The sequence below is a fragment of the Deinococcus wulumuqiensis R12 genome (genome assembly GCF_011067105.1).
Classification (GTDB): Bacteria; Deinococcota; Deinococci; order Deinococcales; family Deinococcaceae; genus Deinococcus; species Deinococcus wulumuqiensis.
In genome coordinates, this window is the sequence record NZ_CP049357.1 from 1,826,921 (window position 1) to 1,850,243 (window position 23,323).

The following is a 23,323-nucleotide window of genomic DNA, read 5'->3' on the forward strand; positions in this document are numbered from 1 at the left end:
CAGGAGGCTTGAGACCAACTTTGCACGTTCTCAAGAGCAGGAGAAAAGGGGGCGGCGCGGCCCCCTCTCCTCAGCGCAAGAACGCTTCTGTCAGCGCCGACACCAGCCGGGGCAGGGTGCCGAAGCAGTAGGGCGCGTAGGCCCGCTCGAGCCACTGGTGGTAGTCGCGGCCCCACGGCCCGAGGTTGATGCAGGGCAGGCCCGCGGGCGGCGCGTGGATATGGGCGGCGCGGGCGGGCGTGTTGGCGTTGACGACTTCGATGTCGGCGGGGTCGGCGGACCCGAACCAGCTCATGTCGCTGATGCCGGTGAAGATGGGCCGCTCGCTGATACTCACGCCGAGTTCCGCGCCCTTCTCGCGCAGGGTGGCGCGGACGAGGTCGAGGGCCTGCGCCTCGGCGGGTTTGCGGGCGTCGAGCGTGGTGTTGGGGTAGTGCAGCGACGCGAAGCCCAGCACCGCCGCCGGGCCGAGCAGCCCCGCCGCGTCCCACAGCCAGCCGGTCAGGCAGGCGCTGCGGGTGGGAAAGTCGAGGTGCGGGTCCAGTTCGGCGTCGTAGGCGGCAAACGCCGCGTCCAGGTCAGGCACGTTCTGCCGCGCCTGGGCCAGCAGTTCGGCGGAGGTCAGCACCAGCGGGGTGGCCCCGTGCGCGGCGCTGCCCGCCTCCCCGAGAACCTCGGCGCGGCGGCGCAGGGTGTCCAGGGCATCGGCCAGGGCGGTCCTCGCCACGTCCACGAAGCGCTCCAGCACCGCGCCCGCGTCCATCCCGTGCGTGGGGGCATTGACACACAGCCAGGCCCGCGCCGGGGTGGTCACGTCGTAGTAGGTCTTGAGGTCCTGCTGCCGCAGCAGCGTGGGCGGCGTGCCCGTGATTCCGGCGCTGCGGTCGGTCAGGTCGGGGTTGAGTTCGAAGGCCCGCGTCAGTTCGCTCGCCAGGAAATTGACGTTCACGCCGTCGAGCGAGTAGCCCGCATGGGTGTCCACGCCGACCACGAAGGCCGACACCAGCAGCTTGCCCACCGTGCCCACGTACACGGCCTGCCCCGCGCTGCCGTCGCCGTTGTCGCTCGTCGCGTCGAGGTTGATGACCAGCCGCAGGTCCAGCCCCTCGCGCTCCGCCCACGCCGGAAGCTGCGGCGCGGCCCAGCGTGCGCCGTGCGAACTGACTTCCTCGTCGGCCACCGCCAGAAACAGCACGTTGCCGCTGCGCTCCGTCTGCCCGGCAAATTCGGCCAGCGCCGCGATGCCCGCCGCCAGTCCCGATTTCATGTCGAGCACCCCGCGTCCGGGCAGGAAATCGCCGCTTTCCAGGTCCTTCAGGGCGCGGTGCTCGGCCTCGCTGCGGGCGTTCACGCGCAGGTCTTCAATCAGGCGGGGCAGCAGCGCCTCGGGGTCGAAGGCCACGTCCGCGTGGGGGCCGTAGTTGGAGACCGACACCACGTCGTAATGCCCGGTCAGCACCACCGTCGCCGGGCTGCCGCCGCGCACCAGCGCGTACACGTTGCACCGCCCGTAGGGATCGTTTTCGATGACTTCCGCCCACAGGTCCTCCGGGTGGTCCTGAAAATAAGGCAGGCGTCCAAGCACCCGCAGCAGGGTATCGGGGAACGCCTGCTCGCCCGCCGTATTCGTCACGCTCGCCGCCCGCACCAGTTCGAGCGTCACCTCACGGGCCGAGGGTGTTTGGATATTGGATACAATCATGCCTGCCAGCATAGGGTGACCTGCCCCTCCCTACAACAGGAGGGCAGGTCATACGGGTCTGAACTCTACTTCGCGCATTCGGGAAAAACGCCCGAATGCGCTACGCGCCGTCCAGACCCGTATTTTCTCTGACTCACTCCGTTCGGAAAAATAGTTTGCGTATGCAAACTATTTTTCAGAGTGGTATCACCCGGCCTGCTTGCCAGGAAAAGCCGTCAGCGCCAGCCGAGCGCCGGGGCCACGTGTTTCAGGATGTTCTCGATGACGTGCGCGTTGTACTCCACCCCGAGCTGGTTGGGCACGGTGAGCAGCAGCGTATCGGCCTCGGCAATCGCTTCGTCCTGCCGGAGCTGGTCAATCAGTTTGTCCGGCTCGGCGGCGTAGCTGCGTCCGAACACGGCGCGGAAATTGTCGATGTGCCCGAACTGGTCGCTGCCTTGCTGGCGACCGAAATAGGCGCGGTCAAGGTCACTGGTGATCGCAAAAATGGAGCGGCTGACCGACGTGCGCGGCGTGTGGGCATGGCCCGCTTCCTGCCAGGCCGCCTTGAAGGCCCGCAGTTGCTCAGCCTGCTGAACGTGGAACGGCTGCCCCGTCTCGTCGGTTTTCAGGGTGGAGCTTTGCAGGTTCATGCCCATCCTGGCCGCCCACACCGCCGTCGCGTTAGACGCCGCGCCCCACCAGATGCGCTCGCGCAGGCCCTCGGAGTGGGGTTCGAGCCGCAGCAGCCCAGGCGGGTTGGGAAACATCGGCCGCGGGTTGGGCTGCGCGAAGCCTTCGCCCCTGAGCAGGTCCAGAAACACCTCGGTGTGTCGCCGGGCCATGTCCTGTTCGGTTTCACCCGGCGCCGGCTGAAAGCCGAAGTGCCGCCAGCCGTCGATCACCTGTTCCGGCGACCCCCGGCTGAGGCCGAGTTGCAGCCGCCCGCCCGCGATCAGGTCGGCCGCGCCCGCGTTCTCGGCCATGGAGAAGGGGTTTTCGTAGCGCATGTCGATGACGCCGGTGCCGATTTCGATGTTGCTCGTCTTCGCGCCGACTGCCGCGAGCAGCGGAAACGGCGAGGCGAGCTGCTGCGCGAAATGGTGCACCCGGAAATAAGCGCCGTCCGCGCCCAGTTCCTCCGCCGCCACCGCGAGGTCGATGGATTGCCGCAGCACGTCGCCCGCCGAGCGCGTCCGGGACTGCGGGTGAGGGTTCCAGTGACCGAAGGAGAGAAAGCCGATCTTCTTCATGGGGAAAGCATAGCGTCTTTGGTTTATAAAATAAAGCGGTTTAGTTTATATACTTTTGGGTTCGGTCAGCAGTCGGTCGGCCAGCTCCGTTACCGAGTCCCGCGCCGTATCCACCCGCAGCACCGGCGTTTGCCAGGGCTGATAAGGCCACTTTGCTACCGCTTCCCAGTCGGGCGGCGACCAGTGGCCCGCGTGGGCCGTAGCATCGGCGTGGCGAGATTCCACCCGGCGGCGGTGTTCGGCCCCGTCCGAGCAAACCACTTCCACGTTGACCAGCCGTGCGCCTGCTTCCCGCGCCACTTCGGCCCACGCCTCCCGCGTTTCGGCTACCGGGTTCACGCAGTCGGCCACCACGTTCAGCCCCAGCGCGAGGTTATCGGCGGCAATAGCGTAGGCCGTCGCGTAGCCTTCCACCGTGATTCCAGCGTGTCCGGCGTTGAGCAGCGCGGCTTCTACCGTATCCACCCGCAGATAAACGGCTCCTAGCCGCCGCGAAAGCTCACGGGCGAGGGTGCTTTTGCCGGTGCCGGGGATGCCGGAGAGGACGAGAAGCATGGGGGGAGGGTACGTCATCCAAAAGGCGCACGACGCCGCGCCGCAGGGAAGGCAGGCCGAACTCCTGGCGTCGGCAACAGTTCAGGCCCTGCTCGCCGACCTGCGCGAAAATCTTGCCCGCGCCGAGCAGGGAGTCGACCCCTCCTGGCACGACCACGCCAGGGCCGCGCTGCTGGACTACCTGCCCGAAACGGTGCAGTTGCACGGCGCCCGCCTGGGCCACGCCCATGACCCCGCCTTTCTAACGGCCTTAAACGGCATTCGCAGCATTGCCCTGGCCTACGCCGACGCCAGGGAGCGCGACTGGGAGGCGCAGCAGCGGTTTCTGGCCGAAAAAGCACGGTCACTGGAATAACTACAAAAAAAACGAAGAGCAGTTCTCCGAATTACGCAGGCGCCCTGACGGCGCCGCCACCTGCTCCATTCTCCATCCTGCTCTGGCCTTCCAGTCCCTTGACCCAAAAGCGCATCGGCTTGGAGCTGGGGGCGCTTTCGCCGATTTCCTGCCAGCTCAGCGTGATCTCGAGTTCAGGGTGCATGACGTAGCCGCGCCGCTCCAGCAGGTGACTCGGCGAGCGCCAGCCCCGTGGCCTTTGCGGGTGGTCTTCGGAGCGCACCACCATCGCCGCCGCCACGATGGGCAAGCCGAGGGCCTGCGCGTGGGCCTCGACTTGGCTGAGCAGTTCACCGCCCAGCCCCCGACTCTGATACTCGTCTTCCAGCAACGCCTCGCCCAGGTACAGCACCGTGGCGGGGTCAATCCCTGCCGCTGCGAAGGGCCGCAAAAAGTCGGCGTCCTCGGCCACCAGCGGGACAGCGGTGCAGGCTCCCACCACGCGCCCCCCGGCGGTCTCGTCGCGGGCCAGCACCAGCAGCGCCCCCGGCGCCTGCACGTAGGTCTGGAGATGGGCGGCCTCGGCTTCCTCGGTGCCGTCGTAGAGGTAGGGAAACTCGCGGAACAGGCTCAGGCGCAGGCGGGCCACTTCACCCAGCACGGGGCCAAAATCACCGGACAGGGTTTGAAAGGAGACAGAGGACGGAACAGACATAGCCCCTCACTATACAGGCAGACGAAACATTGGCCCACACCTGCTGCGCCCCGGTATTGGAACTCTTGCGCGGACGGGGGCGCTTTCGCCAGTGCCGGGGAGGCCAAAAAGGGAGGATTACACCACCGACCTGACTGCCTACAATAACGCTGGGCGCGTGCTGTGGCAGAAGCGCGAAAAGCTTGCGGTCATCGTCGGTGTCCATGCAGTGGATGGGGTGCTGGTGGTAGAAACGACTAACAACGGAGCCGGGGCCATCCTTGCGAGCAAAACGGCACTGATTTCTTCTGATCTCGGCGGAGTCACTTGGGTCGGTGGTCACCCACTCTTTGCCCAACCTGCCGCCCACGCCATGCTTTTCACGCAGGCGTCAAGCCGTGTTCCGCAAGTAGAAGATGGGCTGAACTTCCAGCGCGTGACGCTGCGGCCCAAGCTGAGCGTCACACCCATTCATTTTGACCCTCCGACTCGCCCAAATTGCGGTGAGGCACAGGGCTTTTACGATGCGTTTGGGCAGCCAACCTTTGAGGGACAGTTCATCAGCGTGAAGCGCCAGGACACCTGCGGTGAGTTCGTCGCGCGGTTCGACTGGTTGACTGCGCCCGCCGCTCACTAACGCAAAAAAAAGCCGAGGCACTTGGCCCCGGCTCTTTTTCTATCAACGGTCAACCATTGACCATCAACTGTTTTAGAAGTCCATGCCGCCCATGCCGCCCATGTCGCCGCCACCCTGAGGCATCGCAGGCGCAGCCTTCTCGGGCTTGTCGCTGACGATGGCTTCGGTGGTCAGGATCAGGGCGCCGATGCTCGCGGCGTTCTGCAGCGCGGTGCGGGTCACCTTGGCGGGGTCCACGATCCCGGCGGCCACCATGTCCTCCACGTACTCGCCGGTCGCGGCGTTGAAGCCGTAACGGGCCTTGTCGCTGTTGATCACGGCGTTGACGATGACGCTGCCTTCTTCGCCGGCGTTCGCGGCGATCTGGCGGGCGGGTTCTTCCAGGGCGCGAATCAGGATGCGGGCACCCGTCGCTTCGTCACCGCTGAGGCCTTCGGCAGCCTGCTTGACGGCGGGAATCACGCGCAGCAGGGTGGTGCCGCCGCCCGCCACGATGCCTTCTTCCACAGCCGAGCGGGCGGTGGACAGGGCGTCTTCGTAGCGGTGCTTCTTTTCCTTGAGTTCGGTTTCGGTCGCGGCACCCACGCGGATGACGGCGACGCCGCCGCTCAGCTTGGCGAGGCGCTCCTGGAGCTTCTCGCGGGCGTAGTCGGAGTCGGTGCTGTCGAGTTCGCCCTTGATGGCGTTGACGCGGGCGTCAATGGCCGACTGCTCACCTTTGCCGTCCACGATGGTGGTTTCGTCCTTGGTGATGCGGATGCGGGCGGCGCGGCCCAGCATTTCCATGCCGACATTTTCCAGCTTGTGGCCGAGGTCTTCGCTGACCACTTCGCCGCCCGTGACGGCAGCGATGTCGCGCAGCATCTCCTTGCGGCGGTCACCGAAGCCGGGGGCCTTGACCGCAGCGATGTTCAGGCTGCCGCGCAGCTTGTTGACGACCAGGGTGGCGAGGGCTTCGCCTTCCACGTCCTCGGCGATGATGAGCAGGGGCTTGCCGGTCTGCACGACCTTTTCGAGAATCGGCAGCATGTCCTTGAGGTTGCTGATCTTCTTCTCGTTGATCAGGATGTAGGCGTCTTCGAGGACGGCTTCCATCTTCTCGGGGTTGGTGATGAAGTAGGGGTTGATAAAGCCCTTGTCGAACTGCATCCCTTCCACGACGTCCACTTCGGTGTCGAAGCCCTTGGACTCTTCGATGGTGATGACGCCTTCCTTGCCCACCTTGTCCATCGCAGAAGCGATTTCCTGGCCGACAGTTTCGTCGTTGGCCGAAATGCCCGCGACCTTCTTGATGGCTTCGCTGTCCTCGACGGGCACGGCCAGCTTCTTGATTTCCTCGATGGCGACAGCCACGGCCTTGTCAATGCCGCGCTTCAGGGCGAGGGGGTTGGCGCCGGCGGCCACGTTACGCAGACCTTCCTTCACGATGGCCTGGCCCAGCACGGTGGCGGTGGTGGTGCCGTCACCCGTGATGTCGTTGGTCTTGCTGGCGACTTCCTTGAGAAGCTGGGCGCCGATGTTCTCCAGCTTGTCCTCCAGCTCCACTTCCTTGGCGACGGTCACGCCGTCCTTGGTGATGGTGGGGCTGCCGAACTTCTTCTCGATGACCACGTTGCGGCCACGCGGCCCGAGGGTCACCTTGACGGCGTTGGCGACGGCATTGACACCGCGCTCGAGGCTGCGGCGGGCGGATTCATCAAACACGAGCTGTTTAGCCATTGTGATTGCTCCTTGAAAAGTGAAATGAGGAAGAAAAACAGGAAACGAACAGGCTCAGAACCTGACCCGGAGCCTTACTCGACAATGGCGAGCAGGTCGCGCTCGCTCAGCAGGCTGTAGTTCTTGCCTTCGAGGCTGACTTCGGTGCCGCCGTACTTGGCGAAGTAAACGGTGTCGCCTTCCTTGACTTCCATGGGCACCTTGGTGCCGTTGTCCAGGGTCTTACCCGTGCCGACGGCAACGACTTTGCCGCGCTGGCTCTTTTCCTTGGCGGAATCGGGAACGTACAGACCGCCGGCAGTCTTCTGCTCGGCTTCTTCGATAATTTCAACCAGAACGCGGTCACCAAGTGGTTTCAGCATGTGGGGTCCTCCTGTGGGTGAGATGATGGCGGAAGGTCGTGCTGGCGGGCGTTTTCCTGCGCAGCACCTTCAATCCGCCTCGGATGGTAGAGCGGCAGTAAGAAAAATGTCAACCAACTGAATCTGACAATCTGAGTCTAGGACGCTCAAGGTGCACCAGCACGCGAAATAGGCGTAGCCACTTGCTAGATACTACTTAGAACATATATATGTAAGGGACAAATACAGATGATCATAAACTGACGCTGCGAGGCGTCGGTCGGCCCCTGTTTATCCCGCTCTGCCCCGGAGGTTTCCCCATCATGGCAAGACCCGCGATTTTGTCACGCGCCCCTTTCGAGGAGGCCTTCGAGAAGCTCGGTCCGGCGCCGCTGACGCTGGCGGTGCTGGACCTCGACCATTTCAAGCTGCTGAACGACTCGCTCGGGCACACCGAAGGCGACCGGGTGCTGAAGGTCGTCGAGCGGCTGCTTTCGGGCAGCCTGCCGAGCGGGAGCGTCATCGGGCGCATCGGCGGCGACGAATACGCGGCGATTTTGCCCGAGACCGCCGCCGAAACCGCGCTGATTCTGTTCGACGAGGTCATCAAGCACTTTCACATCCACCGCGACCCGCAGTGGCCCCGGAGCCTGGGCCTGAGTGTTGGCCTCGCCGCCCGGCCTGCCCACGCCAGCGAGTACGCCGAGCTGTACCGCGCCGCCGACGAAGCCCTGCTGCGGGCCAAGCGCGAGGGCCGGAGCCGCGTGTGCATCTACGTGGAATCCAAGATGGTCCTCAAGTCGAACTACTACCCCAAAAGCCAGCTCGAACGCCTCGCCAAACTCTCCGGCGCCCTGGGCCGCACCGAGGCCAGCCTGCTGCGTGAGGCGCTCGACGACCTGATTGAACGGCACCGGGGAGAACTGTGAAGCACGACCTGACCCTGCAAGGCGGCGCCCTCACCCTGCGCCCGCTGACCGAGGCCGATATTCAGCCGCTGTGCGACCTCGCCAGCGCCCACGCCGAGGCGCTGCGGCTGATGGGCACGCCGCCGAACACGCCCGACTATTACCGGGGCGCACTGACCGACCCAGCGCAGATGGCCTTCGTGGTCGAGGTCGGCGGGAAACTGGCAGGCAGCACGCGCTACGGCGACATCCGCGCCGCGCATTCGGGGCTGGAAATCGGCTGGACGTGGCTTACGCCGGAGCACTGGCGCACCGGAACAAACCGCCGCATGAAGCTTCTGATGCTCCGCCACGCCTTCGAGGAGATGGGGATGGAGCGGGTGCAACTCAAGACCGACCTCCTGAATACGCGCTCTCAGCGAGCGATTGAGGGGCTAGGCGCGGTCCGGGAAGGCGTGTTGCGCTCGCACATGCGCCGCGCCGACGGCACGATGCGCGACACGGTGATGTACTCGGTCACGCGTTCGGAGTGGCCGGAGGTAGGGGCGCGGCTGTCGGGTGAGGCCCGGCCCGATCCCCTCCAAACGGTTCTGGACCTGGAAAAACAGGTCTGGGAAGCCCTGAAAAATGGCGACGCGGAGGCTGACCGGCGCCTGCTTTCCGAGGATTTTCTGGGCGTCTACGCGGCGGGACGTGCGGGGCGCGAGGCACACGCCGCGCAACTGGGGGCCGGGCCGAGCGTGGCGACCTACACCCTGAGCGCGGAGCAGGTCAGGACGCTGGCGCCAGGGCTGCTGCTGCTGAGTTACCGGGCCGAGTTCACCGCGCCGGATTCGCCTGACCTTCACCGCGTGCTGGTGACCTCCATCTGGCAGCAGCGGGGGGAAACCTGGGTCAATGTCTTCAGCCAGGACACCGAGAGCCAGGACACTGAGAGCCACGACACTGAGAGCCACGTCAACGGGGCAAGCGCATGACCGACCCTTTCCTCCCCGGCTGGCTGACCGCCATGAGTGAGGCGTGGGACGGCTATCTCTACGGCTCCTACCCCATCGGCGCGTGCATCGTGGACGCCGAAGGGAACGTGGTCGGGCGCGGGCGCAACCGTCTGGGCGAGCCGCGCCGGGCACACGCGGGCGTGATTGGCGGCCACGACCTCGCGCACGCCGAAATCAACGCGCTGCTGAGCGTGCCCGATATCCGCCGCCCCGAGTGCCTGTCGTGGACGGTGCTCACCACCGTGGAACCCTGCCCGCAGTGCGCCGGAGCGGTTGCCATGAGTGGCATTCGCGGGGTGAGCTACGCGGCCCCCGACCCCTGGGGCGGCTGCGCCCGGCTGCTGACCGACGACCCCTACGTGAGCAGCAAAGGCATGCGGGTGGGCCGCGCCCCCGAACCCCTGCAACGGGCGGCGCTGCGCCTGACGCTGGTGGGGTTTCTGGAAGAAGGCCACCGGCCCGAAGACCGTTTCCTGCAAAGTTTCGCGTCCCACAAGGCCGATTTCAGGGCCGCCCGCGAACTCCACGTTTCCGGCACCCTCTCGCGCCTGCGCTCGGGCGGGGCCGGGCTGCAAGACGCGCTGACCGAACTGCTGGGCGGCGCGTTGCCGCTGGACTGGCTGGACCTTCTGGCCGACCTGTCCCCGGCCCGGCACGTCACTTTCGCCCTCGACCTCTCGCCCGGCCTGGAACGCACCGGGCGGGCCTGCGCCTGGATTGAGCGTGAGGACGGCTTCGTCCTGATGACCGGGGCGCGGGCCGGCTGGACGCTGCCCGGCGGCGGCATCGAGAGAGGCGAAACGCCCGAGCAGGCCGCCGTACGCGAGGCCTGGGAAGAAGCCGGCGCCCGCTGCGAGGTGGCCGGCGCAGGCTGGACCCTGACCGACGGCTCGGATTCGGTGTGCGTGCCGCTGCGGGTGCTGACGCTCGAAAGCAGTCCCGAGGGCCGCCCCCTCATCTGGGTCAACCCCCACGCGCTGCCCTGGGCCGACGACGTGCAACTGCGGCAGGTGCTCGCCGCGCGGGGGCAGACGCCGCCGCACCTGCAAGCGCCGCCGCTCGTCGCCCGTGCTGACGAACTGGCGCGTGCCTCCGGCTTTGACCGCTCGTGCAGCGAGGAAACCGGGCGGCTGCTGCGAACCCTGGCGGCGAGCAAACCGGGCGGGCGGGTGCTGGAACTCGGCAGCGGGCTGGGCGCAGGCACGGCGTGGCTGCTGGCGGGCATGGACGCCGGGGCCACGCTGCTCACGATAGAAAACGACCCGGAGCGGGCGGCGCAGGCGGCAGAACTGCTGCGTACCGACGAACGGGCGCGGGTGCTGACAACGGACTGGGCCGACGCTTTGGAGGACGGGCCGTTCGACCTTATCTTTGCCGATGTGGGAACCGCCAAAACACCCGCCGCCTTGAACAGTCTGGTAGGCGCGCTCCGTCCCGGCGGCTCGCTGGTTCTGGACAACTTCTCGCCGCCGATGTATCTGCCTGACGGCTTACACGGCGGCGACGCCGAGCGGGACGCCCTGTTCGCCCATCCCCAGCTGGTGTGCAGCGAGCTTCAGGTGACGCGCAAGGAACGGGTCATTCTGGCGACCCGGAGGCCCGCATGAATCTCACCCTGCTGCGACATGGCCGCTCCCGCGCCGACGACGAGGGCGTGCATGAAGGCCGTTACGATTCGCCGCTGACCGACGTGGGCCGCGCCCAGGCGCAGGCTCTGGCGGCGTACTGGGCGACGCAGCCCCCGAACTTTGACCGGGCGTACTGCTCCACGCTGCTGCGGGCGCACGAAACCGCGCACATCGTGACCGACGCCCTGGGGCTGCCGCTGACCCCCACCGACCTGCTGCGCGAGTGGGACAACGGCCCGCTGGCGGGCATGGGACGTGAGGAAGCGCTGGAAAAATACCCGATTCCCGCCTTCCGGCACGACCTCGACCCCCTCACCCGCGACGGCGGCGAGTCACAGGCCGCCATCCGCGCCCGCGCCCTGCAAGCGCTGGAACTGATACGGATTCCGATTGAATCTGGTAGTTTCAGATTCAATCCGAGCGGATGCGAGTAGGAAAAAATACGGATTCTGCGATATGGATGCACAGGCGGCGCTTTCCCGACTGTGCAGGAATTAAGCGGAATCCGTATGATTTGGCAGGGCGGCGGGGAGAATGTCCTGGTGGTGTCGCACGGCGGCCTGCTCAACACGGTGCTGCGTGAGCTGATGGGCGTACAGCACGGTTGGTTCGCCTTCGAGGACACCCGCTTTGCGAACCTTCGGCTGAGCCGCACCTCCCAGACGGTGCTGCTGACGGGCGTGAATCTGGGGCCGCATCTGGCGGAGTGATACCGATTCCGATTGAATCTGGTAGTTTCAGATTCAATCCGACTTGCAAAGCTGCGCAGCAGAGCGGATGCGAGTAGGAAAAAATACGGATTCTGCGATATGGATGCACAGGCGGCGCCTTCCCGACTGTGCAGGAATTAAGCGGAATCCGTATGATTCAGTTTCCCCGCCGCGCCCGCTTTTCCGCCTCGATGGCCCGCTGCAACTCGCTGATCTGGCCCAGGAGGGCGGTCTGCTCGGCGGGCGGCACCACCGCAATCTGCTTTTTCAGCAGCTCCACCTCATTTTTCAGCGCGTCGATGTTCAGCGTGACCTGAATGTCGTCCACGGCGGCAGCGGCGTAGGCCGTGACCTTCTGCTCGTATTCCTGCGAGGACGCCCGTGACAGGCTGCCCGAATCGCGGCCCTCGAACATCAGGCGGATGAGGAGCTGCTCCTCGGGCTGCCCCCGGAAGAGGTCCAGAATGTCGTCGGAACTCTGGGCGCCCCGGGCGGCGAGCATCACCTTGCGCACCGCCTCGTTGCGCCAGGGCATCGAGCCGTCGAGCTTGGCCAGGAGCGAGGGGTCCACCAGCAGTTGCCGCAGCAGCGCCAGCTCGTGCTCCTCCTCGCCCCCGCTCTGGCTCATGCCCGCCAGGTGGGTGTCGGTCAAGGTGCGGCGTTTGGCCTTGGAACCGATCCAGTCGAGCAGCGCCCCTGGCCGGATGCCGAGCAGTTCGCACGCCGCCGTTCGCATGTCCTGCGCGATGCTGTCCAGCGGGTCGAGGTTCTGCATCCGGGGCAGCAGCTCCATCAGGACGCCGCGCTTGCCCTCGTTGGTGTCCACGCCGTACTTCTCGGTGGCGGCCTGCACGCGGTATTTCACCTCGTCCAGCCCCCCGGCGAGCGCCTGCCGGATGCCCGCTTCATCTCCCGAAAACAGCGCGTCGGCGGGGTCCTTGCCGCTGGGCACGGAGGTGGCCCGCACGCGGAACCTGGCGCCGATGGTCTGGTCGAGTCCCGCCAGCGTCGCCTTGAGGCCCGCGCCGTCCTGGTCGAACATGAGGACGATGCTCTGGGCGCCCAGCCTCTCAAGGAGCTGCGCGTGTTCGGCGGTCAGGGCAGTGCCCAGCGAGGCGACGGCCCCGGTAAACCCGTGCTGGTGCATGGAAATCACGTCCATATACCCCTCGACCACCACCAGTTCGGTGCCGCTGCCCAGGCCGGTGCGTGCCCGGTCCAGCCCGTAGAGCAGTTCGCCCTTTTTAAAGGCCGCCGTTTCCGGCGTGTTCAGGTATTTGGGTTTGGAGTCGTCCAGCACGCGCCCACCGAAGCCGACCAGCCGCCCGAGGTGGTCACGAATGGGAAACATGACGCGGCCCCGGAAGCGGTCGTAGATGCGCCCGTTTTCCGGATTCTCGGTGAGCAGCCCGGCTTCGAGCAGTTGCCTTTCGGTCAAGCCTTTGGTGCGGGCGAGTTTCAGCAGCCCGTCCCAGCCGTCGGGCGCGTAGCCCAACTCGAAGGCGGCAATCGTCTCGTCGCTCAGGCCGCGTCCGCGCAGGTAGTCCAGCGCCGGTCCCGGCAGGTGCGAGCGGAAATAGGCGAGCGCGAAGGCGTTGACCTCGTACAGGTCGCGGCTGGTCTTTTCGCCGTACTTGGCGTCGATCTGAATCCCGGCGCGGTCGGCCAGCTTGCGAAGCGCGTCGCCGAAGCTGAGCGACTCGACCTGCTGCACGAAGCCGAACACGTCGCCGCTCGCCTTGCACCCGAAGCAGTGGTAGTAGCCCTTTTCGGTGTCCACCTGAAAACTGGGGGTCTTTTCCTTGTGAAAGGGGCACAGGCCCTTCATGCGCCCTTTCCCGGCGGGGGTCAGGCGCACATATTCGCCCACCACATCGGCAATATTCAGCCGTGCGCGGACATCTTCCTTCGTTCCCATGTGACCTCACCTCCCCCGCCGGACCGCTCGCCGGGCAGACCTCGAGTTTAGAGCCAAGGGGCGGTCGGCGGCTGAGAATCCGGGCCACCACTCTGCCGCCCGCCCGCCGCCGCAACTGTTTCTGAAAGGTTCCAGAGGCGCCGCTTCCCCCGGCCCTCCCCTCCCCTGTCTCAAGGTCTCATCATTTCGGCTGATGCAAGGGTCAGCCTGGCGCGTTACGCTGAGGACATGAACGTGATTCGTCATTTCAGCGATACGCGGACGGGGGAGGGCCGCGTCCGGTTTCTCATCACCCAGGGCCGTGTGCGACTGGTGGCGGAGGGGCCGGGCTGGTCCCACGAAAGCACCCACCCCGGGCTGCACGAAGCGGCCACCTTTCTGGCGGTGCTGTCCCAACTGCCCGACTCGCTGTATCAGGAAGCGCTCGACGACCTCGAACGGCGGCTGAGCCTGGAGCAGGCGGCGTAAAGCCAGATAAGAAAAGCCAGATAATACGGTTTCAAATTGAGTCCCGGACATGTCCGGGCGCAATTTTGCGCGGAGCGCATGGAAAGATACGGTTTTAATCCGATTCCCGAACATCCGGAAAGGCGCCGGATGCCCGTCCATCTCCTTAAAACCGTATAAGAACCGTCAGAGACAGGCCACCCGGCAGATGCCCCGTCGCGCCGGGTGGCCTACGCTGGTGCCATGTCCGAAGAAACCGCCGTCGCCTACGCCAACGCGCCCCGCACCCGCGCCAGCCTCGCCGCCGACCTGCGCTCGCTGGGCGTGCAGGCGGGGGACGTGCTGCTGGTGCATTCCAGCCTCAGCCGCCTCGGGTGGGTGGCGGGCGGCGCGGTGGCGGTTATCCAGGCGCTTCAGGACGTACTGACGCCGCAGGGCACGCTGGTCATGCCCACCCACAGCAGCGACCTGACCGACCCCGCCGGCTGGCTCCATCCGCCGGTGCCGGAGGCCTGGTGGGAGGTCATCCGGGCCGAGCTTCCGGCCTTCGACCCGGCGCTCACGCCCACGCGCGGGATGGGCCGCATTCCCGAACTGTTTCGCCGCTGGCCCGGCGTGCGCCGCAGCGACCACCCGCACAACTCCTTCGCCGCGTGGGGGCGGCACGCAGAGGTCGTAACGGCCGGGCACACGCTGGCCTTCTCACTCGGGGAAGGCTCGCCGCTCGCCCGCGTCTATGACCTCGGGGGCCGGGTGCTGCTCCTCGGCACCGAGAGCAACACCAGCCTGCACCTCGCCGAAATCCGCGCCGGGGTGCGGCCCACCGTGGCCGTCAGCGGGCCGGTCATGGTGAATGGCGAGCGGCAGTGGCTCACCTTCGACGAGGCCGCTTACGACGCCGAAACCTTCGCGCCGGTCAAGGCGGCGTTCGAGGCGGCGGGCGGGGTGGTGCGCGGTCAGGTCGGCTCGGCGCAGGCGCGGCTGATGTCGCAGCGCGAGCTGGTCGATTTCGCGGTGAAGCTCTGGCGCACTACTTCTGCCCTGCCCGCAGCAGCGGATAAGGGTTGATGGCCCCCGCCGCCGTGTAGATGCCGTAGTGCAGGTGGGGCGGGGTTCCCCTGGCGTTGCCGCTGTCGCCCACGTAGCCCACCACGTCGCCCGCGTTGACCCAGTCGCCTTCGGACAGGTCGGGATAGCGCTCGAGGTGCGCGTAGTAGTGCCGCTGCCCGCCCGGACCCAGAAGCATGACGGTGCGCCCGCCGAGCGTGTTGGGGCCGACGTTGAGGACGATGCCCTCGGTGGTGGCCCGAATCGGGGTGTCACGCGGGGCGAAAATGTCGATGCCTTCGTGCTTTCGACCTCCACTGCGGGCACCCCCCCAGGTGTCGGTCAGGCCCCGGCCCGGCAGCGGGTGGGGCAGGGCGCTGGGTGCCGGAGCCGAGAGCAGAGCGCCCGAGCGCCGCGCCTGCTCCACCGAGGGCCGCAGCAGGGGCCAGAACAGCCACGCCAGAAAAACCAGGAAGGCCACGAAGACCAGGGTGCCGAAAGGCCGCATCCGGTCAGCATGGCGCGGGCGGGGCGGGGAGGAATCCGGCAAAAGTTGCAGTCGGGCGGCGCGGCGATCACCAGGAAGCAGGCACCAGGCGGCAGGCACCAGGGAAGCGGCAGCGGGGACACGCGCCCGCGCCGGGCCGCCTACTCTGACTCCCGTATGAAATGGCTCACCGCCGCCCTGCTGTCCGTCGCTGCTGTGCTGGCCGGGCTGCTGATCATTCGCGCCCTCAACCCTGGGCTTTTGCCCGGAGCAGGCGGGCTGTCGGGGGGTACCGCGCTGGAGACGCCGCTGGCAGTTCCGGCGCTGGCCCTGACCGACGACCAGGGCCGCCCAACCACCCTCGCCGCGTCGGACGGGCGGCTGCGGCTGGTGTTTTTCGGCTTCGCCCGCTGCCCCGACGTGTGCCCCATCACCCTCGCCAGCCTCGCCCGCACCTACAAGACGCTTGAAGACGAGCAGCGGCGCCGCGTGCAGGTGCAACTGGTGACGGTGGACCCCGTGAACGACACGCCGCCGGTGCTGCGCGAGTACCTGAACAGGTTCGACCCGGCCTTCACCGGCCTGACCGGCAAGCCCGAAACCATCAACGCGGCGGCCAGGGCCCTGTTCGTGAACAATGTGGCCCCGCCCCCCGCCACCGACCACAGCGCCCACCTGCAGACGGACGGGGCGAGCAGTGCGCCCGCCGTCACCGCCGCCGAAGCCGCCCGCATCCACGGCGACGAGGTGCGGGTGCTGGACCCCGGCGGTCAGTTCGTGCGGGTCTACACCAACACCGAGGTGATGGACGGCACCCTGGAACGCGACCTGCCCGCGCTCGTGCGGCAGTACGCGGGCAGCTGAAACCGGAGCAGAGCCGCAAATCACCCAACCGGCTTTCCCTCATTTCGCAAATAGCATAATATAGGAGCCATGACTGCCCCCGAGAATCTCGACGCCGCGCTGCGTCCCAAGACCCTGGCCGAGTATGTCGGGCAAGAACGGCTCAAGGACAAGCTCGGCGTTTACCTTCAGGCCGCCCGGGGCCGCCGTGAGGCGCTGGACCACACGCTGCTGTTCGGGCCTCCGGGCCTCGGCAAGACCACGCTGGCGCACATCATCGCCTACGAACTCGGCGTGAATATCCGCGTGACCTCCGGGCCTGCCATCGAGAAGCCGGGCGACCTCGCCGCCATCCTGACCAACTCGCTGGAAGAAGGCGACGTGCTGTTCATCGACGAGATTCACCGTCTGGGCCGCGTGGCCGAGGAGCACCTCTACCCGGCGATGGAAGATTTCAAGCTCGACATCGTGCTGGGGCAGGGGCCTGCGGCGCGGACCATCGAACTGCCGCTGCCGCGCTTCACGCTGGTGGGCGCGACCACCCGGCCCGGCCTGATCACCGCGCCCATGCGCTCGCGCTTCGGCATCATCGAGCATCTGGAGTACTACACCGCCGAGGAAATCGCTGCCAACCTGCTGCGCGACGCCCGGCTGCTGGGCTTCGGGCTGGAAGAAGAAGCGGGGCTGGAAATCGGCGCCCGGTCACGCGGCACCATGCGCATCGCCAAGCGGCTGCTGCGGCGCGTGCGCGACTACGCCGACGTGGCGGGCGAAACCACCATCGGCATCGACCGGGCGCACAGCGCGCTCGACAAGCTCGGCCTGGACTCGGCGGGGCTGGACGACCGCGACAAGAAGTACCTCGAAACGCTGATTCACCGCTTCGCCGGGGGGCCGGTGGGCGTGGACACCCTCGCCACCGCCATCAGCGAGGACGCCCTGACGCTGGAAGACGTGTACGAGCCGTACCTGATTCAGCTCGGCTTCATCAAGCGCACGCCGCGTGGCCGCGTGGCGACGGCGCACGCCTACGACCATCTGGGGCTGCCTGTGGGCGGCGCGGAGGACGGCAGCGGCCTTTTTCTGAACTGAGCTTTCCGAACTGAGGTACACAAGAAATCCCCCGTCCTTCATCCGGACGGGGGATTTTCTTTTGGCGAAGAGGGTGGGATTCGAACCCACGGTACCCTTGCGAGTACTCCGCTTTTCGAGAGCGACGCATTCAACCACTCTGCCACCTCTCCACACGGCCTGCCCGTCACTCGGGCAAGCGGGAGTGTAGCACACCTCCGCGCCTTTGACGAGGGGGGACGGCAGAGTGCGGGCCGCGGCGTACAGTAAAGCCATGCGCGTGCTGCATGTCGCTTCCGAGGTGTTTCCCTTTTCCCGGTCCGGTGGTCTGGGCGACGTGCTGGGCGCCCTGCCCGCTGTGCAGGCGCGGCTGGAGCAGGAAACAGAAGTTACGGTGCTTTCGCCCTGGTACGCCTCGCTGGACGGCGAGCCGCAGGAACTCTGGCGCGGCGAACTCGGGGGGCAGGAGACGTGGCTGGGTGAACTCCGGCAGGGCGGCGTGCGCTTTCTGTTTCTGGGGCTGAGCGCCTTTCAGCGGCCCGGTCTGTACCACCCCGACGACGTGGAGCGCTTCTGCGCCTTCGGGCGAGCGGCGCTTCCGGCCCTGGACGCCACCGGCGTGACGCCCGACGTACTGCACGGGCACGACTGGCAGGCGGGTCTGGTGGTCGCGCACGCCCACCTGCGTGGGCTGAGAACCGTCTTTTCGGTTCACAACCTCCAGTACCAGGGCCGCTGGAACCTGCACGAGGCGGCGGGCTGGACCGGGCTGCCGGACTGGGCTTTCGGCCCCGAGGGGGTGGAGTTTTTCGGAGACCTGAACCTGATGAAGGCGGGGCTGAGCTTTGCCGACCACGTCACCACCGTCAGCCCGACCTACGCGCAGGAAATCACCACGCCGCAGTACGGCGAGGGGCTGGACGGCCTGCTCACGCGACTGACCCACCAGGGCCGCCTCTCGGGCATCCTCAACGGGCTGGACCAGGACCGCTGGAACCCGCGCACCGACCCCGACATCGCCGCCTACGGCGACCCGGCGGGCAAGGCAGGGGCGGGGGCCGACCTGCGCCAGGAATTCGGCCTGGACGACGCACCCGTTCTCGCTGCCGTCAGCCGTCTGGCCGACCAGAAGGGCATGGACCTGCTGCTCACCGCCCTGCCCGAACTGGTGCGCGACTGGAACGTGGTGGTCCTCGGCGGCGGCGACCCGCTGCTCACCTCGGCCTTCACCGGCTGGGCGCACCACCCGCGCGTGGCCTTCGCTCAGGGCATGAACGAGCCGCTGGCGCACCGCATCTACGCCGGGGCCGACGCCTTTGCCATGCCCAGCCGCTTCGAGCCGTGCGGCCTGTCGCAGCTCATCGCCATGCGCTACGGCACCTTGCCGGTGGTGCGCGAAACCGGCGGACTGGTGGACACCGTGCCGCATGAAGTCGGCTTCCGCTTTGCCGAGGCGACCGCGCAGGCGCTGACGCAGGCCAGCCGCGAAGCCCACGCCGCCTACCAGGACCCGGCGCAGTGGCAGGCCCGCGCCGCGCTCGCCATGTCGCTGGACTTTTCGTGGGACGGTCCGGCGCACAAATATCTGGCGCTGTACGAGAGTCTGCTGGGGACGGCCCACCCGCAGACCTGAACCCCGGCCCTCAGGCCAGGAACTTCAGCAGCTCGGCGTTAAACGCTTCCGGTTGGTCGAGGTTGGACAGGTGCGCGGCGCCCTCGAGAACGACGAGTTCTCCGCGCCCGGCGTCGGCGATTTCCTGCGCCATGTCCACCGGGGTCAGGGTGTCCTCGCGGCCCACGATGACCAGCAGAGGCACCTGCGCCCCTTGCAGGGTAGTGCGGCCTTCCTCTCGGGCGGCCATCGCGCCCAGCGCCCCGGCGATGCCCTCACGGGAAGCACGCTCAATCAGCGGCAGGACCTTTCCGAAGGTGGCGGCGGAATGTTCCTCGCGGGCCGCGTCGATGATGAAGTCGCGGCCCTCGACCAGCACGCGGCTGGCCTGCTGGCGGCGGTCCTTCTGCTTTTCGGGGCTGTCGGCGCGGCTGGAGGTGTCGGCCAGCACCAGCCGCCCCACACGCTCCGGGGCCTGACGCAGCAGTTCGAGGGCCAGATACCCGCCCATGCTCAGGCCCACCACGCTCAGCGGTTCCTGCGGCAACTCGGCCAGCAGCGCCTCGACTGCCTGGGGGAGCGTCTCCATCGCCCCCTCGCGCCCGCCGAATCCCGGCAGGTCGGGCGTCAGGACCGTCAGCCCGGCCCCTTCCAGGGCGGCACGCTGCTCGCGCCACATGTCGGCGGCGAGGGGATAAGCGTGGAGCAGAACGGCGGTGCGGGGCTTGGGGGTCGCAGGGGTGGCTCCGGTGCGGGCCGTTTCGTTGGAGGTCATCTGGTCAGGGTAGAGCGGCACGGCACAGGGCAACGTGTCGGAAACGCTCACACTCGCCTCCGCGTTACCCTCACGTTACCCTGGGGGCGTGACCCCCACCCTCCGCGTCGTCCCTGCCCCGCCCGCCGAACTGCTGCCCGTGTTCGCCGCCCTGTACGGCGCTGCCGCCGAGGACATGGCCTGGCTGGCCGACACCCTCCAGGCTGCCTGGGTGGTGCTGGACGAGGAAAACAACGTGCGCGGCGCCGCCGGGGTCAGGCCGAGTCCCGCGCATGGCCTGGAACTGATGGGCGGGGCGCTGGCCGGAGAACCCGCCGAGGAGGAAGCCGTGCAGACCGCGCTCGCCCAGGCCGCGCACCGGGACGCCGGGAAGGTCTATGCCTTCGCCGACGGCCACCTGTTCGGCGCCGTGTCGCTGGCCCGCGCCGGGTTTCAGGAGGTCGGCGCCTACCGCCTGCTCGCCGGGCCGACGCCGCAGGAAACGGTGCCTGCCCCCGACGGGCTGACCCTGCGCCCGCTGGCCGAGGTGCCCGACCTCGCGGCGCGGCTGGACGCCCTTGCCAGTTACGAGGACCGCATCGGCCACCACGCCGTGTTGCCTGCCGCCGCCGAGGACGGGGCCGGGGGCTACGACAGCGCCCTGAGCCTCATCGCGCTGGACGGGGAGGGCCGGGCCTGCGGCATCTGCCGCGCCGCGGAGGAGGAAGGGTACGTGCGCATCGACGCCCCCGGCGTGCGCGCCGACCTGCGCCACACCTCGCTGCGTCAGGCGCTGCTTCTCGGCGTCTGCGCCCAGGCCCGCGCCCGGGGCTTCGGGGACATCAGCCTGGAAAGCTGGGGCGACACCCCCGAAGAACTCGCCGCCGACCTCGCGCTGGGGCTGGACATTCAGTTTGAAAATCCCATCTACGCGGCGGGGTGAGGGGCGCTCCAACCTCGTCTCCGCTTGGACTCGCCTGCGCCCGGAAAAACCGACTTCAGGCGAAATCTGTTTTTCAAAGCCACCTCATACTCATGAGTTGCAATGGGTGAATATTCCCAATAAGCACGTCTGGGACGTGCTTTTCTGTCTTGCGTGACCAAAAAGAAAAACTCGCTCCCAGACGTACACGAACTCTACCGCGCCCTGGAGGCTGAATTGACCCCAACGGCATGGCGCACGTTCGAGGGCACCTTGGGTATGTTTCTCGAAGGGGGAGGCCGCAAGCAACTCCGTCAGGTCAAGACCTGCTCGGCCAGCACCGTCAGTCGACTGCTCAACACGGTGGACATCAAACCGTTAGAGCAGTTCTCCGAATTACGTGATGCGCGGAACGGCACCCCGCATCACTCCATTCTCCGCCCTGCTCAGTGTTTTGCACTCGCTCCGCTCGCCAAAAAGACGTTGCGTCTTTTTGTCAAATACTCTAGAGGCTGTCAGGCTAGCGAGCCAAGAATTGGCTTTAATTTGTTTAGGAGCGTAACAGATACCGCGAGCCAGTGAAAGCCGAGGAGACTGCTTTGCAGCCTCTCCAAATCACGTGATAGACGGCGAAAACGTGCTGTCCAGGCGAATGTCCGTTCAACCACCCATCGCAACGGAAGCAGCACAAAGCCCGTCGCTCCAGTCGGGCGTTTCACCACAACAAGTTCCACATCGTTCAAGGAAGCATCAATCTGCGGCTGCTCTCCGGTGTACCCCTGGTCGGCGATAACGACATCAATGTGGTCACCAGTGACCTGCTGCACCTCGCGGCACAAGTCATAGACCTGCTCTCGGTCTTGCTCATTGCCAGGGGTGACGAGCAACGTCATGACATTACCCATCGTGTCGACAGCAGCGTGGATTTTGCTGCCCTTACGACGCTTTCCACCGTCATATCCAGCACGTCCGCCACTCTCGGGCGTGCTTTGCAGAGTGCGGCTATCCACGATGGCAACGGTAGGAACGCCCTCCTTGAGGGCGTCCTCGCGAACCAGTGAATGCAGGTCGTGAGCGAGGTTCTCGAAGCAACCTCGTTCAAACCACCGCATCAGTTGCTGATGGACAATTTTGTATGGCGGAAAGTCGTGTGGGAGGTACTCCCACTGACTCCCTGTGCGGCCAAACCACAGAGCGGCATTGAGGACTTCACGTATCGGGTAGACGCGCTGGTGAGCGTCTTCTGGAGCGAGCAGAAAGTAAGGCAGGATGAAGAGGTAAGTTTCGTCATCCAGGTCGCTCTTGTAGGGTTTTCGCTCTGACAGCATGTCCCAGTTCTACACCCAGCCGTGACACCCTTACTATGCTATTTACATATTTTTTATAAAAAGTCAGATTGCTAGACTGACAGGCTCTAGAGAAAGCGCGTTTGCGCTTTCAGATGGAAGCTCTCCGGGCTGCTTACCACCGCCTACGTGGTCAAAAACCCTGGCTGGTGATTCGGGTCGACCTGACCAGCATCGAGAAAACGGGAAAGAGCCTCCCGTACACACGAACCTACAACGGGGTGTTCGGCATCCATCTCGTTGTCCTCCACGTCAGCATCGGAAAGCTCAGCTTTCCGATGGGCCACGCCATCTACGACCCGGCTCATGACGAAACACCGATCCAGTTGGCTCTGAAGCTGATTCGGCGCTTTCATCCTTACTTCTGGGGAGACCTCCCGCAGTTTCTCGTGATGGACTCGGGTTTCTACAGTGCAGATGCGATGGACCTGCTGCGCTGGTGGGGCTTTAAGCATGTCAGCATCGGTGGTCGCTCGAATCTTCTGCTGTCCGATGGTCGCCGTCTGAAGGAGGCCCGTCGTGGTGAGCGCATCGAACTGAGTGGGCTGCCCGGTCTGCCCCTGTACGTGTCGTGGGTCGAACTGCCCCACGACGGAAAGATCAAACGTTTCTACGTGCTGGACACACAACCGGGAGAGGCAAGGACGCTGACCAGACGCCACAAGCGACGCTGGCTGATCGAGTCGTTCTTCAAGTCAGCCAAGCATGATTTCGGATTGAAGGAAACCCGTCTCCGAACGGAGACGGGCATCGAGAATTGGCTCTTTCTCGTGTGGCTCAGCATTGGTCTGGCGCTCTATACGCAATTCAAAGCAGGGATGACACAAGGCCAACGTCCGGCCTGGCGCCTGACCCTGGGTGAAGCAGCGGAGGAAGTCCGCCTCACCCTCATGCCACATGTTATTCGGCACCTGCTTCTTGCCGCCCTCTCCCGCTTGGATGCTGCTGAACTGACATTGCTGTCGGAAAAAACTCGGCAGGCTGCATGAATGCAACTCATGAGTATCACCCGCATGAATACCATTTATCGTATCGCCCGGCGGGGCAATGAGCCCACTCGGGTCGACCTCCCGACGCTTGCGTTGGTGCTTGATGGGCTGACCCGGCTCACCGGCAAGCGGGTCAGCCTGCTCGACGTTCTGGAATACATCCCCGACCCGACCCTGACGGCTTCGCCTACAGAGGAGGAGCTCGCCGCTCTCCCTGAGGACACCGAGCGCTCTGACGACGAAGATCTCGTGTTCTAGGAGACCGCCCGGGTGTGGCCCTTGCCCATCGTTCTTTGCACGAGCGGGTAGGAGGACGGCAACTCTCAGCCGCGCCCCTCGGTTCCCATCCCGACCCGGGGGGGGCGGGGGTGGAACGCTACGGATGGGAGCTGGCGGGGGGAGACAGGTCGCGGTGGTTTGCCGCTTTGC

At 66.2% G+C, this 23,323-nt stretch carries 25 protein-coding genes and 1 tRNA gene; 15 read left to right on the top strand and 11 right to left on the bottom strand.

All coding sequences use genetic code 11. The annotated features are described in order from the left end of the window. Nucleotides 1-70 precede the first annotated feature (70 nt). The 3 genes from G6R31_RS08880 to G6R31_RS08890 all read right to left on the bottom strand — a co-directional run bounded on the left by G6R31_RS08880 (nt 71) and on the right by G6R31_RS08890 (nt 3,489). A complete protein-coding gene (locus G6R31_RS08880; RefSeq protein WP_040384555.1) occupies nt 71-1,702 on the bottom strand; it encodes a M20/M25/M40 family metallo-hydrolase in 1,632 nt (543 codons plus the stop codon). Between the two features lie 215 nt (nt 1,703-1,917). Further along, nucleotides 1,918-2,934, bottom strand: coding sequence for an LLM class flavin-dependent oxidoreductase (locus tag G6R31_RS08885; protein ID WP_017871273.1), 1,017 nt, complete (start codon nt 2,932-2,934; stop codon nt 1,918-1,920). A gap of 45 nt (nt 2,935-2,979) precedes the next feature. Beyond that, nucleotides 2,980-3,489 (bottom strand): P-loop nucleotide/nucleoside kinase family protein, encoded by a 510-nt coding sequence (locus tag G6R31_RS08890; protein WP_017871272.1) that lies wholly within the window; start codon nt 3,487-3,489, stop codon nt 2,980-2,982. Between G6R31_RS08890 and G6R31_RS08895 the strand changes: the two genes are divergently transcribed. Then, the gene (locus tag G6R31_RS08895) at nt 3,488-3,844 is read left to right on the top strand and encodes a hypothetical protein (protein WP_017871271.1); all 357 of its coding nucleotides are present in this window, start codon (nt 3,488-3,490) and stop codon (nt 3,842-3,844) included. The two genes, G6R31_RS08890 and G6R31_RS08895, sit on opposite strands and share 2 nt — an antisense overlap. A 31-nt stretch (nt 3,845-3,875) precedes the next feature. Here the strand turns inward: G6R31_RS08895 and G6R31_RS08900 are convergent, their stop codons facing one another. Next, nucleotides 3,876-4,538, bottom strand: a complete 663-nt coding sequence (locus tag G6R31_RS08900) for a GNAT family N-acetyltransferase (protein ID WP_017871270.1) — start codon at nt 4,536-4,538, stop codon at nt 3,876-3,878. Between the two features lie 157 nt (nt 4,539-4,695). Between G6R31_RS08900 and G6R31_RS08905 the strand changes: the two genes are divergently transcribed. Then, on the top strand, nt 4,696-5,154 hold the full coding sequence (locus tag G6R31_RS08905; protein WP_152423729.1) for a hypothetical protein: 459 nt from the start codon (nt 4,696-4,698) through the stop codon (nt 5,152-5,154). A gap of 72 nt (nt 5,155-5,226) precedes the next feature. Here G6R31_RS08905 and groL read toward each other — a convergent pair whose 3' ends face one another. After that, nucleotides 5,227-6,873, bottom strand: a complete 1,647-nt coding sequence (groL, locus tag G6R31_RS08910) for a chaperonin GroEL (protein ID WP_017871268.1) — start codon at nt 6,871-6,873, stop codon at nt 5,227-5,229. A gap of 74 nt (nt 6,874-6,947) precedes the next feature. Further along, nucleotides 6,948-7,235, bottom strand: a complete 288-nt coding sequence (gene groES, locus G6R31_RS08915) for a co-chaperone GroES (protein ID WP_017871267.1) — start codon at nt 7,233-7,235, stop codon at nt 6,948-6,950. Nucleotides 7,236-7,537: 302 nt separating this feature from the next. On the opposite strand from groES, the gene G6R31_RS08920 reads away from it, so the two are divergent. The 5 genes from G6R31_RS08920 to G6R31_RS08940 all read left to right on the top strand — a co-directional run bounded on the left by G6R31_RS08920 (nt 7,538) and on the right by G6R31_RS08940 (nt 11,458). Further along, nucleotides 7,538-8,143, top strand: coding sequence for a GGDEF domain-containing protein (locus G6R31_RS08920; protein WP_025567431.1), 606 nt, complete (start codon nt 7,538-7,540; stop codon nt 8,141-8,143). Then, on the top strand, nt 8,140-9,099 hold the full coding sequence (locus tag G6R31_RS08925) for a GNAT family N-acetyltransferase (protein ID WP_017871265.1): 960 nt from the start codon (nt 8,140-8,142) through the stop codon (nt 9,097-9,099). Before G6R31_RS08920 ends, G6R31_RS08925 begins: the two co-directional genes overlap by 4 nt. After that, a complete protein-coding gene (locus G6R31_RS08930) occupies nt 9,096-10,727 on the top strand; it encodes an NUDIX domain-containing protein (protein ID WP_017871264.1) in 1,632 nt (543 codons plus the stop codon). Before G6R31_RS08925 ends, G6R31_RS08930 begins: the two co-directional genes overlap by 4 nt. Next, a complete protein-coding gene (locus G6R31_RS08935; protein ID WP_017871263.1) occupies nt 10,724-11,182 on the top strand; it encodes a histidine phosphatase family protein in 459 nt (152 codons plus the stop codon). Before G6R31_RS08930 ends, G6R31_RS08935 begins: the two co-directional genes overlap by 4 nt. A gap of 75 nt (nt 11,183-11,257) precedes the next feature. Continuing rightward, nucleotides 11,258-11,458 carry a histidine phosphatase family protein gene (locus tag G6R31_RS08940; RefSeq protein ID WP_017871262.1) on the top strand — a complete coding sequence of 67 codons (201 nt, stop codon included), beginning with the start codon at nt 11,258-11,260 and terminating at the stop codon, nt 11,456-11,458. A 157-nt stretch (nt 11,459-11,615) separates the two neighbouring features. On the opposite strand, the gene dnaG is transcribed toward G6R31_RS08940, so the two are convergent. Next, nucleotides 11,616-13,376 carry a DNA primase gene (gene dnaG / locus G6R31_RS08945; protein ID WP_051056507.1) on the bottom strand — a complete coding sequence of 587 codons (1,761 nt, stop codon included), beginning with the start codon at nt 13,374-13,376 and terminating at the stop codon, nt 11,616-11,618. Nucleotides 13,377-13,604: 228 nt separating this feature from the next. On the opposite strand from dnaG, the gene G6R31_RS08950 reads away from it, so the two are divergent. Then, nucleotides 13,605-13,844, top strand: a complete 240-nt coding sequence (locus tag G6R31_RS08950; protein ID WP_017871260.1) for a hypothetical protein — start codon at nt 13,605-13,607, stop codon at nt 13,842-13,844. Between the two features lie 222 nt (nt 13,845-14,066). Further along, nucleotides 14,067-14,891 carry an AAC(3) family N-acetyltransferase gene (locus G6R31_RS08955; RefSeq protein WP_025567796.1) on the top strand — a complete coding sequence of 275 codons (825 nt, stop codon included), beginning with the start codon at nt 14,067-14,069 and terminating at the stop codon, nt 14,889-14,891. On the opposite strand, the gene G6R31_RS08960 is transcribed toward G6R31_RS08955, so the two are convergent. Beyond that, the gene (locus tag G6R31_RS08960) at nt 14,854-15,378 is read right to left on the bottom strand and encodes a M23 family metallopeptidase (protein WP_017871258.1); all 525 of its coding nucleotides are present in this window, start codon (nt 15,376-15,378) and stop codon (nt 14,854-14,856) included. The two genes, G6R31_RS08955 and G6R31_RS08960, sit on opposite strands and share 38 nt — an antisense overlap. 156 nt (nt 15,379-15,534) lie before the next feature. Between G6R31_RS08960 and G6R31_RS08965 the strand changes: the two genes are divergently transcribed. Together G6R31_RS08965 and ruvB are read left to right on the top strand one after the other, a co-directional pair. Next, entirely contained in the window at nt 15,535-16,221 is a 687-nt protein-coding gene (locus tag G6R31_RS08965; protein WP_017871257.1) for an SCO family protein, read from the top strand. A gap of 69 nt (nt 16,222-16,290) precedes the next feature. Beyond that, on the top strand, nt 16,291-17,292 hold the full coding sequence (ruvB, locus tag G6R31_RS08970) for a Holliday junction branch migration DNA helicase RuvB (RefSeq protein WP_017871256.1): 1,002 nt from the start codon (nt 16,291-16,293) through the stop codon (nt 17,290-17,292). A gap of 62 nt (nt 17,293-17,354) precedes the next feature. On the opposite strand, the gene G6R31_RS08975 is transcribed toward ruvB, so the two are convergent. Next, nucleotides 17,355-17,444 (bottom strand) — tRNA-Ser (locus G6R31_RS08975). 101 nt (nt 17,445-17,545) lie between these two features. Between G6R31_RS08975 and G6R31_RS08980 the strand changes: the two genes are divergently transcribed. Further along, on the top strand, nt 17,546-18,904 hold the full coding sequence (locus G6R31_RS08980) for a glycogen synthase (RefSeq protein ID WP_017871255.1): 1,359 nt from the start codon (nt 17,546-17,548) through the stop codon (nt 18,902-18,904). A gap of 10 nt (nt 18,905-18,914) precedes the next feature. Here the strand turns inward: G6R31_RS08980 and G6R31_RS08985 are convergent, their stop codons facing one another. Then, nucleotides 18,915-19,709, bottom strand: coding sequence for an alpha/beta fold hydrolase (locus tag G6R31_RS08985; protein WP_017871254.1), 795 nt, complete (start codon nt 19,707-19,709; stop codon nt 18,915-18,917). Nucleotides 19,710-19,746: 37 nt separating this feature from the next. Here G6R31_RS08985 and G6R31_RS08990 point away from each other — a divergent pair, with 37 nt between their 5' ends. Beyond that, nucleotides 19,747-20,580 (top strand): hypothetical protein, encoded by an 834-nt coding sequence (locus G6R31_RS08990; protein ID WP_017871253.1) that lies wholly within the window; start codon nt 19,747-19,749, stop codon nt 20,578-20,580. Between the two features lie 494 nt (nt 20,581-21,074). Here the strand turns inward: G6R31_RS08990 and G6R31_RS08995 are convergent, their stop codons facing one another. Next, a complete protein-coding gene (locus G6R31_RS08995; RefSeq protein ID WP_164993977.1) occupies nt 21,075-21,887 on the bottom strand; it encodes an IS5-like element ISDra5 family transposase in 813 nt (270 codons plus the stop codon). Nucleotides 21,888-22,054: 167 nt separating this feature from the next. Here G6R31_RS08995 and G6R31_RS09000 point away from each other — a divergent pair, with 167 nt between their 5' ends. Further along, nucleotides 22,055-22,894, top strand: a complete 840-nt coding sequence (locus tag G6R31_RS09000) for a transposase (protein ID WP_161618026.1) — start codon at nt 22,055-22,057, stop codon at nt 22,892-22,894. Beyond that, nucleotides 22,895-23,152, top strand: coding sequence for a hypothetical protein (locus tag G6R31_RS09005; RefSeq protein WP_017871448.1), 258 nt, complete (start codon nt 22,895-22,897; stop codon nt 23,150-23,152). It abuts the gene before it with no gap. Nucleotides 23,153-23,323: the final 171 nt, after the last annotated feature.